The organism is Pseudomonas sp. FW305-28, from assembly GCF_017351395.1.
Classification (GTDB): Bacteria; Pseudomonadota; Gammaproteobacteria; order Pseudomonadales; family Pseudomonadaceae; genus Aquipseudomonas; species Aquipseudomonas fluorescens_AA.
On the sequence record NZ_JACNDD010000005.1, the window covers coordinates 81,643 to 95,032 of the forward strand.

At 58.7% G+C, this 13,390-nt stretch carries 12 protein-coding genes and 1 pseudogene; 5 read left to right on the forward strand and 8 right to left on the reverse strand.

Features of this window, described 5'->3' with window-relative positions:
* Positions 1 to 3: 3 nt before the first annotated feature.
* The 5 genes and pseudogenes from J4E53_RS02595 to J4E53_RS02615 all read right to left on the reverse strand — a co-directional run bounded on the left by J4E53_RS02595 (position 4) and on the right by J4E53_RS02615 (position 5,562).
* The gene (locus J4E53_RS02595) at positions 4 to 2,133 is read right to left on the reverse strand and encodes a chemotaxis protein CheA (RefSeq protein ID WP_103307818.1); all 2,130 of its coding nucleotides are present in this window, start codon (positions 2,131 to 2,133) and stop codon (positions 4 to 6) included.
* Positions 2,134 to 2,149: 16 nt separating this feature from the next.
* Complete coding sequence (locus tag J4E53_RS02600; RefSeq protein ID WP_103307819.1) at positions 2,150 to 2,467, reverse strand: lipid asymmetry maintenance protein MlaB; 318 nt, start codon at positions 2,465 to 2,467, stop codon at positions 2,150 to 2,152.
* 32 nt (positions 2,468 to 2,499) lie between these two features.
* A complete protein-coding gene (locus tag J4E53_RS02605; protein ID WP_013692986.1) occupies positions 2,500 to 2,868 on the reverse strand; it encodes a response regulator in 369 nt (122 codons plus the stop codon).
* 11 nt (positions 2,869 to 2,879) lie between these two features.
* A pseudogene (locus J4E53_RS30945) lies at positions 2,880 to 3,482 on the reverse strand (methyl-accepting chemotaxis protein); the annotation flags it as partial.
* Between the two features lie 826 nt (positions 3,483 to 4,308).
* Entirely contained in the window at positions 4,309 to 5,562 is a 1,254-nt protein-coding gene (locus tag J4E53_RS02615) for an HD-GYP domain-containing protein (protein ID WP_103307857.1), read from the reverse strand.
* A 247-nt stretch (positions 5,563 to 5,809) separates the two neighbouring features.
* Between J4E53_RS02615 and J4E53_RS02620 the strand changes: the two genes are divergently transcribed.
* Complete coding sequence (locus J4E53_RS02620) at positions 5,810 to 5,932, forward strand: OprD family outer membrane porin (RefSeq protein WP_256587119.1); 123 nt, start codon at positions 5,810 to 5,812, stop codon at positions 5,930 to 5,932.
* Positions 5,933 to 5,970: 38 nt separating this feature from the next.
* Here J4E53_RS02620 and J4E53_RS02625 read toward each other — a convergent pair whose 3' ends face one another.
* Positions 5,971 to 6,936: an AraC family transcriptional regulator gene (locus J4E53_RS02625; RefSeq protein ID WP_177431662.1), complete on the reverse strand. Its 966-nt coding sequence runs from the start codon at positions 6,934 to 6,936 to the stop codon at positions 5,971 to 5,973.
* 188 nt (positions 6,937 to 7,124) lie between these two features.
* Between J4E53_RS02625 and J4E53_RS02630 the strand changes: the two genes are divergently transcribed.
* Together J4E53_RS02630 and J4E53_RS02635 are read left to right on the forward strand one after the other, a co-directional pair.
* Positions 7,125 to 8,309 (forward strand): aldo/keto reductase, encoded by a 1,185-nt coding sequence (locus J4E53_RS02630; RefSeq protein WP_103307820.1) that lies wholly within the window; start codon positions 7,125 to 7,127, stop codon positions 8,307 to 8,309.
* A gap of 247 nt (positions 8,310 to 8,556) precedes the next feature.
* A complete protein-coding gene (locus tag J4E53_RS02635; RefSeq protein ID WP_177431663.1) occupies positions 8,557 to 9,249 on the forward strand; it encodes a hypothetical protein in 693 nt (230 codons plus the stop codon).
* A gap of 293 nt (positions 9,250 to 9,542) precedes the next feature.
* On the opposite strand, the gene J4E53_RS02640 is transcribed toward J4E53_RS02635, so the two are convergent.
* Positions 9,543 to 9,998 carry a hypothetical protein gene (locus J4E53_RS02640; RefSeq protein WP_060742941.1) on the reverse strand — a complete coding sequence of 152 codons (456 nt, stop codon included), beginning with the start codon at positions 9,996 to 9,998 and terminating at the stop codon, positions 9,543 to 9,545.
* A 279-nt stretch (positions 9,999 to 10,277) separates the two neighbouring features.
* Here J4E53_RS02640 and J4E53_RS02645 point away from each other — a divergent pair, with 279 nt between their 5' ends.
* A complete protein-coding gene (locus J4E53_RS02645) occupies positions 10,278 to 11,000 on the forward strand; it encodes a hypothetical protein (protein ID WP_103307821.1) in 723 nt (240 codons plus the stop codon).
* Positions 11,001 to 11,379: 379 nt separating this feature from the next.
* On the opposite strand, the gene J4E53_RS02650 is transcribed toward J4E53_RS02645, so the two are convergent.
* Complete coding sequence (locus J4E53_RS02650) at positions 11,380 to 11,613, reverse strand: hypothetical protein (RefSeq protein WP_146042590.1); 234 nt, start codon at positions 11,611 to 11,613, stop codon at positions 11,380 to 11,382.
* On the opposite strand from J4E53_RS02650, the gene J4E53_RS02655 reads away from it, so the two are divergent.
* Positions 11,579 to 13,390, forward strand: a 1,812-nt coding sequence (locus tag J4E53_RS02655; RefSeq protein ID WP_207268101.1) for a condensation domain-containing protein, incomplete at its 3' end; no start/stop codon positions are given. The two genes, J4E53_RS02650 and J4E53_RS02655, sit on opposite strands and share 35 nt — an antisense overlap.

The following is a 13,390-nucleotide window of genomic DNA, read 5'->3' on the forward strand; positions in this document are numbered from 1 at the left end:
AAACTATTGAGTCAATTCAGGGCTGAGGGTCGTACCGTGCTTCTGTCGGCTGACGACTTGCCCGAGTAGTTTGGGAATATCCAGGATCAACGCGACTGCTCCGTTCCCCAGGATGGTGAAGCCGCCCAGTCCATGAGCTGTACCGAAAATCTTGCCCAGCGGCTTGATCACCGTCTGGAACTCACCCAGCAATTGATCGACGACCAGGCCCACCCGCATCCCCGCGTAATGCACCACCACGATGTTTTCACGGCCATGGTTAGGCTCATCGATGGCGAACATCTCGCGCAGGCGCAGGACTGGAAGCACCGAGCCCCGCAGGTCGAGGAATTCTTGATTGCCGTAGTCGTCGGTCGACAGTTCGATGCACTCCTCGACCAGGTCCAGAGGCACGACATAGGAGGCATTGCCGACCCCGATCAGAAAACCATCGATGATGGCCAGGGTCAGCGGCAGGCGGATACGCACCGTGGTGCCCACGCCCTCCTCGCTTTCCAGATTGACCGAGCCGCGCAGGGCAACGATGTTCCGTTTGACGACATCCATTCCCACGCCGCGCCCGGACAGGTTGCTGACCTGGTCGGCCGTGGAAAAGCCGGGTTCGAAAATCAGGTTGAGAATGTCGCCGTCGGCCAACTGTTGCCCTTCGGCAACCAGGCCGCGCTCCATCGCCTTGGCCAGGATGCGTTGCTTGTTCAGGCCACCGCCGTCGTCACTGACTTCAATGACGATGCTGTTAGCCTCGTGATAGGCGTTGAGGCGAACCGTGCCCTGCTCCGGCTTGCCACGGTCACGACGCAGTTGGGAGGCTTCTATGCCGTGGTCCATGGCGTTGCGCACCAGGTGGGTCAGGGGGTCGCCGATGCGCTCGACCACCGTCTTGTCCAGCTCGGTCTCGGCGCCAAGGACCTGCAAGGCAATGTCCTTGCCCAGTTCCTTGGAGACATCGCGCACCACCCGCTGGAACCGGTTGAATGTGCCGCCAATCTGTACCATTCGCAGGGTCAGGGCACAGTCGCGCACCTCCTCGACAAGACGCGAGAGCGAACTCGTCGTTTCAATCAACTCGCCGATACCGCTTTGGATGGCTCCCAGGTTGGCGCCAGCGCCGGCGATGATCAGTTCGCCCACCAGGTTGATCAATTGATCCAGTTTTCCGGCGTCGACCCGAATCAGATTACCTTCGGCCGGACGGGCCTCTTTTGCCACCCGGCTCTTGGTCGCGTCATCGCGCGTCGCCTGGTCTGGCACCACGGGGGCAACCGCAACGGTAGTCGACTCGTCAGGAGACGAACCGGCCAGCCATGCCTCACGGGTCACGGAACCACAGGCGACAAAGGCCTCTACCATGGCATCGGGCTCAGCTTCGAGACGGCCGATCAACGCCCGGAAACCTGCCAAGTCGCCGTTGCACGGCAACACGCAGATCTGGCTGCCCTCGCGAACAAAGTCGAAGGCCCCTTCAATGGTGGCCTGGCCGGCATCGCTGACAAACCCTAGTTCAAACCCCAGGTAACACGCTTCCGGATCCATCGTCGCGATATCCGGCATGCCATCGGTCATGCATACGACTGCACTGATTTGGCCGAAACTGTTGAGGTAGCGCAGCAACGAAAGCGGATCCATGCCGTTACGCAGGACGTCCGGACACAGGCGAAGGGACAGATGCCAACGCGCGGCACAAGCCGATTGCGGCGGCTCGATCGGTACCTGGGACAGCGCCGGTTCGTGACGGTTTTCCAGGTAACGGTTGAGACGCTCGACCAACGCCGCGCCCTGCCGCTCATGCTCTGCGGTCATGCCTTGCAAGTCACCGTGGCTGGCAAGCAATTCAATCAGCGTGCACAGGTGGTCCCGCACTTCCAGGAACAAGGCACTCAGCGACTCGTCCACCCGCAGTTCATGTCCACGGACTCGATCCAGTACGCTTTCCGCCACGTGGGTAAAGGCAACGATCGGCGTGAAGCCGAACAGGCCGGCGGAACCTTTGATGGTGTGGGCGACGCGAAACAGCGCGTTGATGGTGTCCACATCGTCCGGCGCCTGTTCGATCTGCAGCAGCGCGTCTTCCATCAGGAGCAAGAGCTCCTGGCTTTCGGCGATGAACGTCTGTAGCACGTCGTCCAGATTCATGGGCGAGCTCATGGTTTCAACCTCTCTGCTGACGAGGCGTGGCCGACTCGTCGAAAAAGTTGTGCAGCCCACTCATATCCAGTGCATCGAGCACCGCTGTGCTGGGATTACTCAGCAACAGACTGGAGCCGTGGCGCAGTGATTCCTGCTTGATCACCACCAGCAACTGGAGCCCGGCGGTATCCATTTCGTCCACGCCCCCCAGATCCATTTCGACTTCCTGAGCCAAGGGAAACAGCTCCAGCAACAGGTCTTTGCGTTCAGCGGCGGTGTAAATGGTCAGCGGCCCTTCGAGAACCAGAATCCGACGCAGACAAGCCGTGGTGTTTGTCATGACAACCTCCTTTCCAGGGACTCTGGGCAGCGCTACGGCATGATCAGTTTGGAGACGGCGCCCAGCATCTGAGCCGGCTGGAAGGGCTTGACCATCCAGGCCTTGGCACCGACGGCCTGGCCCTGCTGCTTCATGGCCTCACCGGTTTCGGTGGTCAGCATGATCACGGGCGTGAACTTGTAGGCCGGCAGCTGTTTGGCTGCCTTGATGAAGCTCAGGCCATCCATGTTCGGCATGTTCACGTCACTGACAATCAAGTGGATCTTGCGTCCGTCGAGCTTGGTCAGGGCGTCGCGGCCGTCGACACCTTCGATGACCTCGTATCCGGCGCCCTTCAAGGTGATGCTCACCACTTGGCGAATGGAAGCAGAGTCATCGACAATCAGGATGGTTTTGCTCATGGGGAAACTCCCTAGAAAAAAGTGATCTCGGATGAAGGACTGCTCACCACAGGCTTACCGTGATGGATCGCGTGCTGTTCAGGCATCGTGTAGGTGCTTGCCAATTGCTCAAGCCAGGTATCAGCGATAATCGGGGCAGGCGTACCGCCGGCGAGGGCCAGTTGCTGGCGTTCGGCGATATGCGCATGCAGCTTGCAAAGATCGTTGTTGACCAGGGAAAGCATCTGGCCCACCCGGTCCTGGAACTGCAGGGCGACCAGTACCCCCGATATCTCAGTGGCAACGTTTTCGCTTTGCTGCTGAAGACTGCTGCTGGTATCGACGATGGCCTGGGCGTTGTGCCGGAAGTGCTCGATCACCTGGGACACCAGTTGCTCTGACTGAGCCAGGGTTTGCGAATCCTGCTGCGCCTGATGCCGGGAAAGCTCGACGGTGCGGGAGATGGCAGCATTGACAGTGTTCACCGTTTCACTGATTTTCTGCCCCGTCTCCCCGGATAAGCTGGACAGCTTGCGCACTTCATCCGCCACCACCGCGAAGCCGCGCCCGGCATCCCCTGCCCGCGCCGCTTCAATGGCAGCGTTGAGCGCCAGCAAATTGGTCTGTTGGGCGATATCACCGACGAACTTGGCCATTTCCTGCAACTGCGAAGTGAAGTCGGAAAGGAGCAAGACCTCCTTGAGCTCCGACTCCTTGCGCAAAAGCGCGTCGCGCAGGGCAACCATGATCGAATCCAGGTCCCGCTGGCCAACTTCAAGGATTTCCAGCAACCGAGCTCCCGAACTCTGGCCTGCGCCATGGGAAGCAGAAGCACTGATGTCCCCCGACAACGTCGCGAAGCGGTTGCTCAGCTTGAGGATCGATTCCTCGCTGAGGATGCGCGCCGCTTCGATCTGGTGGCTCCAGATCGGCAGTACCTGCGCGCACACTTCGCCCAGCCCTTCATCGGGTGAAACGGCCAGCGGGAGGTGACTTGGCTGATCGTCTTGCCGGGCGTGCAAACAGCTGCTCGCTAAACGCTTGCTCCACATGCCCATGAACAGCGAGCCCAGCAGGACAAAAGCGCAACTGGCTGCACTGCGCAGGGTGAAGTCCGCGTTGATCAGAATCGCGGCGCAACCGAGCACTCCCGTCAAACCCGCAGGCAGCAGCATCAAGATCAGGGGGGAGGAAATTACCTGTCCTTTCACCTTCATCTCTCCAGTTCAGTGCGGATCCGGCGGGATCCTGCGCAAGAGCATCCACCCTTGGGATGCCCGGTTTTGTTGGCCTGAAGAGATAATGGCCAAGTAGTGGCAGCGAAACTATCGGAGCATCCTGATTTGCAGCTAAGGATTGCGGCTGCGTCGTAGGAGAATTCCTACGACCCACTGACAGCCCCCCAAAACGCAAAAAAAACCAGCGACAAGCGCTGGTAAGAAAACTCAGGCTCGCACCACGCTACCCAAAATGCGCCTCGCCGCCTTGCACCTTGCCGGCCCAGAGCGCTTCAAGGTTCTTGAAACCCCAGGTTTTCTCCGACTCGAAGCTGACAATCCTGTCCTGCCCGCAGGCCAGATCAACGCTTTCGGGCGGCAGCGGCGTGCGACTCGACGCGGAGAAGAAAACCTTCACCATGGGCGTGAGCAAGCATTCGGTGTGCTGTTCCATGACCACCGCCAACCTGCCGCTTTGCAGGCGCACCAACGCGCCCACCGGATAGATACCAATGCATTTGACGAAGGCGTGAAAGACTTTCTGATCGAAATGCCCAGTCCATCCGGCCATTTTTCGAATGGATTCGGCGGGGCACCAGCGATCTCGATAAGGTCGGTCGGACGTCACGGCGTCATATACATCGCACACAGCGGCCATACGCGCGAATAGGCTGATTTGGGTTCCGCACAACTTATGGGGATAGCCAGTGCCGTCCACCTTCTCATGGTGATGCAGACAAACGTCCAGCACCCGGGCCGTGAAATGCCTACTGTCGGCCAGCATCCTGGCTCCCGCCTCAGGGTGGGTGCGCATCGTCGTGTATTCATTGTCATTCAAGGCTAATGGCTTAGCCAGGATGGCCGTGGGTATCGTCATCTTGCCCACGTCATGCAGCAAGCCAGCCAACCCGGCTTCTTCCACCAGCTGCGGTGGTAGATCCAGTTGACGAGCCAAACCAATCATCAACCCACAGACCGCGACGGAATGCATGTAGGTATATTCATCGGCGTTCTTGAGGCGCACCAGACTGATCAGTGCGTCAGGATGACGTAGCAGCGAGTCGGATATTTCACCCACCATGTCCGTGACACGATCGAGCTTAACGATACGCCCCATTCGCAAATCGCCGAACATCTCCATGACCGCAGCCTTGGACCTGGAGCAAAGCTTGAGCGCCCTCGACAACTCTTCACTCATCGACACCCGGGGATGGGGGCCGGCGGCTTGCGCGCAAGATTGGTCAGACGCACAAGGAGGTTGCCGTCCACCATGATCCGCCTGCACAAGGCTTTCATCAGGCGCAGAGGCCGGCACATCCGCCCCCTTTGAAGGGTCGATCCATGCACCGACGATGCCCGAAACAAGGATTTTTTCCAGCACCTCTTCATTCTGGATCAGGAAGCTGTTGTTCCAGAACGGACGTTCTACACAGGAACCGGATAGCTCCTGGACATACATTCCTACGCAAAGATCGGTCACGCCGATATGTTTCAGCACGATGCAGATCCCCTTTCTATCCCCAACCGTCTTCCCTGAATTGTCCGAACTCAATCTCCAAGCGCGGTATGTCTTGGATTGGTTTCAGGATGCCACTCCGGCCTTTGAATAATAGCCATGAGCCACCCTTCATAAAATCAGAGCAGTCCTATTTAGACTAGGAATTGAGGATGATGGCGTAGGGATTTCCCTACAAACACCGAGCATACTGGGAACGATTTTCCAACGCGCCGCGCTACAAAATGTCGTGATCCAGAACGGACCGTTGAAAAACCTGTCATTCCGCCTGCGCCAGGCGACCTATCGCAACTCGTTCAGTGGCGACGTCGACGACGTCAGGTTCATCACTCAGTACCCGATCAACCTGTAAGACGAAGGGCCCGGAAGGCAGTCATCTCCGGGCTCCTTTCATTTTTCCCGTGCGCGCTTGATGTCTCTCGAGGGAGGCGCTCCGAAGCGCCGGGCATATTCGCGGCTGAATTGGGCGACGCTTTCATAGCCTACTCGCAACGCGGCGGTGTTCACGTCTATCCGCTCGGTCAACATAAGGCTACGCGCGGCTTGCAGCCGTAGTGATTTTTGATACTGAATGGGGCTCGTGCCTGTCAGCTTGCGAAAGCGATGATGCAGCGTGGAGCTGGCCATGCCGGATCGTTCGGCGAGGTCGGCCACCTGCAACGGTTTATCGTAGTGATATTTCAGCCATTCAACGGCTCTCACGATGCCGCTATCCCGGTAACCATCGCGAGTGACGCTGCGCAACAACTGCCCCGCTTCACTGAGCAGCAGCCTGCCGTATATCTCCCGCTTGATAAGGCCTGACATCAAGCCTGCTTCAAGTGGCCGTTCGATCAGCGTGGCCAGTCGAACGAACGCATCGAGCATCTCGCTCGTCGCCACACCGGATACGAAGCCCCGCGCCTCAGCAGCCATTTCCTGCTTTGGCGGCTCGAGGGTCAGGATCACCTCATTGAGCATGGAAAAATCGAGCTTCAACACAACGGATAAATAGGGGGTTTGCTCGTCAGCCGCGGTCACGCGAGCCAGTGTGGGGATATCGACCGATGTGACGAAAAACGTCCCTTGCCCGAACTCACAGGCTTGCTCGCCGAACGAAATCTCCTTCGCGCCCTGCAGGATAATGGCCACGCAAGGTTCATAAATGCAGTACGTGGGCGTACCTAGCTCGGCCACTCGATAAAAGCTCAAGCCTGGAATCGACGTCGTGCAAACCTCGTTCAAGCCAATTTGCAGGGTGACTTTTTCGACAAGCCGCTTGAGCGCCTGGGAGCGTTCGGTGGGCTGCACGGGGTCGCGCAAGGTCAGGGAATGCACACGGCTGAAACCGAACTGCGAGAAGGAACCGCTCGTCATCACATGCCCCCCAATTTACGGAATGTTCGAGTCTGCTGAGAGTGCGTGACCAGCACAAGAGCATCGGCAGGATTGTGCAAAAGATATGGCGAATTAGGGTCACTCGGCCAACCCTCGTTGCTCTAACTTCTAGTCCGTGAACCGGCTTCGATGATCCCGTGAAACCTTGGTGGCGAAAGGAAAGTTGGATGGACAGACGAGATTTTCTTACTTATTCGGCAGTGGGTACTGTTGCAGCCGCTTTGCTGCCAGCATCGGGTGTCGCAAGTTCGCTGGCGCCTGCCGCGGTGCCCTCTTCGCTGACGGAGCCCGGAAGCGTGATGCGTACCGAAGGACGGATCGTGCGCGCAGACCTGCCCGTCAATTTACCCTCGCATGCAATGCGATACATGACGCCTCAGCGCTTTGGCATGGGCGGGACGCAGATCGGCAATATCTTTGCGCCGATCAGCGACGAGCAGGCGAGCGCGGTTCTGCAGGCTGCTTGGGAGGCAGGTGTCAGGCTTTACGACACTTCGCCGTTCTACGGGTTTGGCCTGAGTGAATATCGTCTAGGCCGCTTCCTGCGCGGCAAGAATCCAGACGACTATGTGGTGTCCACCAAGGTCGGTCGCGTATTGACGGCCGCTGGTGGCCGGCGCGCGGACCATGCTATCTGGAAGTCGCCGGCGCCCTTCAACTACCGATATGACTACACCGCGGCAGGCGCGCGTCGTTCCGTGGAAGACAGCCTGCAGCGGCTGGGGCTGCCGCGTATCGATATCGTCTTTATCCATGACATCTCGCCAGATAACACCGAACTGGAAGGTGGTTGGGAAGCGGCGTATCGAATTGCGCGCTCAGGGGCGATGGTCGAGCTTGAAAAGATGCGTGATGAGGGCCTCATCAAGGCATGGGGCTTCGGAGTCAATACGCCAAATGCCGTGGTTCAGGCAGTAGCCGGTTATGACCCGACTCCCGACATCGTGTTGCTGGCCTGCCAGTATTCCCTCCTTGACCACAGCGAGGCGTTGCGCAACACCTTTCCGGCGTTGAGCAGCAAAGGCACCAGCGCTGTGGTTGGAACACCACTGAACGATGGATTTCTGGGAGGGCGCAGCCGCTATAACTTCAGCCCGGATCTGCCTGCCGGAGCGGTGGAAAAGCGCGCGCGAATCATGGCGGTTGCCAGAAAACATGGCATCGACATTCATACTGCCGCCCTGCAGTTCGCGGCAGCACATCCGCAAGTGTCCGCGATCATTCCAGGTGCCCGCTCACCGGGACAGATCGTTTCCAATGTGCAGGCAATGAAGGTCGGTATCCCAGCAGCCTTTTGGGAGGAGCTGAAGAGCCAGGGTTTGATCGATGCTCAAGCACCGGTTCCTTCCTGATCAGGGTCTGCACCCGTGCTACCTGCTGATGTGACGCTATCGTCGCTAGCCTCATTCAACCCGAGGCGGGTTTAAAACGCCTCCTCTTGGTTGCAGCAGCGAAGCACTAGAACGTTACCGAAGCGAGCTTGAACGTCTAATCGCGGCAACCACTTGTATCCATAACGTTGAGAATTCAAGGACCTTATTCTTCAGCAAATAAACTGTGCACGCGTTCAAATAAGAACGCTAGCCTAAGGTCGTAATAATGAACAGACGAACGTCACTCCTGATTTTCGGCGGCCTACTTGCATTCTCCAGCAGTGGTCACTTACTCGCGGACACACTTGCCCTTAGCGTTCCGTTGCCTGATCCACTCCCACAGCTAAAGGTGCTGACATTCCTTGTAGGCTTACACCTGCTTGGTATGTGCTTCGGTCTCGGCGGGGCGACGATGCTAGATCTCTGGATCTTGCGCTGGATGCGCAAGGGTAGCCTCCCCGTTGAAATCGGACGCACTTTTCACTTCATCAGCGGCGCAGTCACTCTTGGACTATGCCTCCTGTGGCTCTCAGGCCTTGGTTTCCTTGCCCTTTACGCGATGGAGTCGCCGGAAAAGTTTGAAAACCCTAAACTTTGGGCGAAGGTCATTGTGGTGAGCGTCCTGACCATCAATGGAATAATCATCCACGCGTTTGTATTGCCAGAGGTACTACGCGACATGAGTCGGCCGCTGCTTTTTGGAGTCTCCCGCAGGAGAGCTACCTTGTTTCTCGCATCCGGTGCAGTTTCGGGGGTGTCTTGGTACACAGCTTTCGCCTTCGGCATTTTTCGAGAGTTAAATAATAGTGTCACACTTTCTCTATTGGTCACTATGTGGCTTACATTGATAGTAGCCGCCTCTCTTGCAGCCGTTCTACTTTATACCTTCCTGAAGCCGTTGTTAGAAGTTAGAACCTAGTGGAAGGCAGATAGCGACTTAAGTGAGCTTTAATTCGTCAGTTCGATGATGCCATGCCGTCAGAAACCATGGACGAGACGATTGAAACCCTGAACATGAAGGTCAATCGCGATCAAACGTAAGCGCCTGGCAGATACACCTTGTCTGCAATGCCTTGACCACGCTCAACCTCGATACATCCCCAAAACCGGTGGGCGCCGCTCGTGTTCGATGAGCACGCAAAACTTTCTGGCGCTGAGCTGGACGCGATAATCGGCGGCCGGCTGAGGATGAAACTGCCTCGTCGACAGGACTTACCGTACCTGGTACAGCACAGCAGCCCCTGGCTTGGGCTCGAAAGCCGGCACAGTGCGCTGCTCAAGTGGCATACCCTTGGCATCCCAAACCAAGGTGTCCGATGGATACTCGTCCTTGCGGGTCATGGCGTCGATCTGCTTGGCGATCACCTCCGAGCTTGCAGGCACCTCGGGGTTCCATTGGAATACGCCAACTCGACCGTAGAATACAGCCGGCGCGCTGGCATCGAGACGACGATCGGGACACATCACCAAGCCGCGATCAAGCATGACCCGCAACGCGCCGACAGGCACCGCCTTCACCGTGGGCGTGGTGCGCTCGGCGCTGTGGCCTGGGCAGACATTGGCCGAGCGAGTCACCATGTCCTCGACCACTTGACGATCAGATTGAGCCTGCGCCGAAAAGGCAACGGCAGACAAGGCGAGCACTACAAGATTTGACTTCCAGGGCACACGAAACCTCCTATGGAAAAAAATACTCCAGCGTTTCGGACCGCCCCCATGTAAGAACCGTCCGTTGCCAAGGGGCACTCTTGAAGACTACCAAGCCATTAGTTTGTTCCACTTGCTGATTGATCACCCTAGCGCTGGATGTTCAGGAAAGCATCATATCGCTCTAAGGTTGTTCCCGTTTCCTTGGGATCGGACAGGTCCCTTTGAATACCCCCACCCTCATGTTTTCTCATAGGCCGTCGATACCCTGCTAACTTCAGACGTTCAAGGAATGACGACATGACCCTTTCTATCAATTCCGTATTTATCCGGCCATCAGCCGCTCAGCTGAGCCAAACCAGCCAGCCATTGACCACCAAAACCCTCAGTGAAGACTTGCTGAAAACCACGGTCAACATCAATCCGGCGGCGATTTACCATCCAATCAATGAAGCCCCCGCGCCGAGCCCGGAAACGGCATCGATCGAGAGCATGATCGCGCGCACCCAGTCGCCGGATTACCCGCAAATTGCCGAGGGGCACAAAAGCGCCCATCAATCGCTGAAACTTTCTTTCGAAGAGTTCCAATCAGCGTTGGCTCACACCGATCCGGATCTCGCCAAGAAGAAATTTGGCTTCACCATCGAAGCGGATGGCAGCCTCAAGGTTCTCAACAGTTCAAGCCAGCTCAGCGCGTCCGACATGGATCGGCTGAACGAGCGGCTGAATGCTTCCAGTGAGTTGAAATCGGCAGCGAGCAGCTACCGCGACGCCTCCATCGCCCTGGTGGCCGCCGACGCTACGTGGGGTGGCAACTTTACGGGTGGGTACATCCTGAACAAGGAGAACTTCGCCAACACCATCGATCTGGGTGCCCTATTCCTTAAAAAAGGGACAACCCCAAACGCTGAGACCCTGAACGGCTTCTTCTCCTCCCAGTTGTGGAGCAAGGGCGAGCGGATGACGCATGAAACAGTCACCCAGATGACCGTAGGCGCCAATAAGGTCGACGTGACGGTTTGACTAAATGATGCGCAGACTATCCAGGTAGCTGTCAGGCCAAGTGTGGGTTTTTCATTGCCTATCACCTTGAGTTAGCTGAACTCAAATGTTGGCCGGACGCTTACCAAACAAGCAACGTTGCGCGGGGACAGCCTGGTTCGGCACGTGACGTACGATCTCCAGCGCCTGCACCGTTCGCCGTTCCATCCTATCGCTCGCCCCTACGCTCATGTCTCCATATCTCCCGCCTGCAAGGGGCGGGACCGCCCCCCGGTGAGCGAGCAGGCAACGCACGGGCTCAAGCCTGCGCGGCAGCTCTAGCCCGCGGCGGGGCGGGGAAATGATTCCGATATGACATCGTACAACCATTAAAAAATGCTTCCCATCTGCAAAAGCGCTGTTATTTTAAATGCGCATCGAGCCCGTCCCACCCCATCGAAAGACGCCGGAAATCCGTTTCCAGCGCAGCCATATCCGGCCAGGGGGCGGCGTCGAGGTTTGTCTGCCGTTGTTTTTCTAAACAGGACCGGTCCGTATCGCGCAGGCCACAAGCCTTGCCGCGTCGACCCAGGGGCACGACCCCTGCACAAGGAGGTGTCATGATCGAACCGCGATGCATTTCGTTGAGTTCCACGCAACAATCCGTCTGGCTCGACCAACTGCTATCGCCCGACACACCCTCCTACAACATCGGCGTAACCGTGGAAATCCACGGCACGGTGGACCACGCCCTGTTCGCCGCGGCGCTGCGAGCCGTAGTGGCCCAATTCGATGCGTTGCGGCTGATAATCAGCGACCGCGATGGGCAGGTGCAGCAGCAGGTCGCCGATCACCTACAGGTGCCGTTCACCTTCCACGATTGGCGCGGTGAGTCCGAAGGCCGGGCCATGGCCGCCATCGGGCAATTGAATCGCACGCCGTTCTCGCTCCGCGGGCAACCTCTGTGGGGCATGGAATGGTTTCAACTGTCCGACACCCATGCGCTGTGGAACAGCCGCTACCACCACCTGATCAGCGACGGCACTTCGGTGGCCTTGGTCGGCCAGGCTGTCAGCGCCGCCTACAATCAACTGCTCGTCGGCGAGCCACTCCAACTGGACCCGGTGTTGGCTCAGGGCTATCGCAGCTTTGTCGCCAGCGACCGCGATTACCTTGATTCGGCGCGCCATGCCAAGGCGCGGGATTTCTGGCTGGAGCAGTTCCCGGCATTGCCGGAACCGTTGTTCCAGAGTGCTTCGCCGTCCCGTGATCCGGCCAGCACCAGCGAGCCGCAGCCCAGTGCCCAGGCGATCTGGACCCTGGGCCACCAGCGCCTGGCCCTCATGACCCAGTGGGCAAAAACCCAGGGCGCGACGTTGAGCCATTGTCTGAGCGCATTGCTGGCCGGCTACTTCAGCCGGGTGACCGACCAGCGTGAGCGAATGGTCATCGGCGTTCCGGTGCACAACCGCAGCAATCCCCTGCAGAAACGGACCGTGGGCATGTTCTCCTCGGTGCTGCCGCTGACGGTCGAGGTCGACCCTGCCGCCAGCTTCGTCGAGACCGTGCAAAGGGTAGCCAGCCAGACCCTGCGCAGCTACCGCCAACAGCGCTACCCCCTGCAAAGTCTGCATCGTGAGTTGCGGGCTCGCGCCGGCCATCCCGGCCAGTTGTTCGAGCTGATGCTGTCGGTCGAACAGTACCCCGGCGACGTCAACCTTGCCTCGGCCCGCTGCGCTCTGCGTACCTGGCACAACGGTTATGAGCGCTATCCGCTGGCGATCTATCTGCGGCATTACGAAGCCCAGGTCGAACCCTTCCTGGAATTCAACTACGACCCGCGACTGTTCAGTGCCGAGCAGATGACCACGCACCTGCGGCGCCTGGAGTGCTTGACCGATCAGGTCCTCGCCGAGCCAACCCGGGCCTTGGGCGACTGGGTGCTGCTGGACACAGCCGAACGGCAGCAGGTCCTTGACGATTTCAATGCCAGCAGCCGTGACTACCCGGCCGATGAACCGCTGCCTGTGCTCTTCGCCGGGCAGGTGCAACGGCGCCCCGATGCGTGTGCGCTGCTGGACGGCGCGCAGACCCTGAGCTATCGCCAGCTCGACCAACGGGCCGAGCACCTGGCTGGGCATTTGGCGGCCTGCGGGATTGGCGCCGGTGATGCGGTGGCGCTGTGCCTGGCCCGGGGGGCGGCGTTGATCGTGTCGATCCTGGCGATCCTCAAGCGCGGCGCATGCTACGTCCCCATCGACCGAGAGGCCCCGACGGCCCATCAGGCGCGGGTACTGGCGGACTGTGGCAGCGCCTGGCTGCTGGTGGCGGGTGATGATCGGCCCGCACTGGAAAACGTCCGCTTCATTGACGTTGCAGCGCCAGACCATGCATTGGCTGAATCCCACCCGGCCCGCGAGGCCGGCGATGTC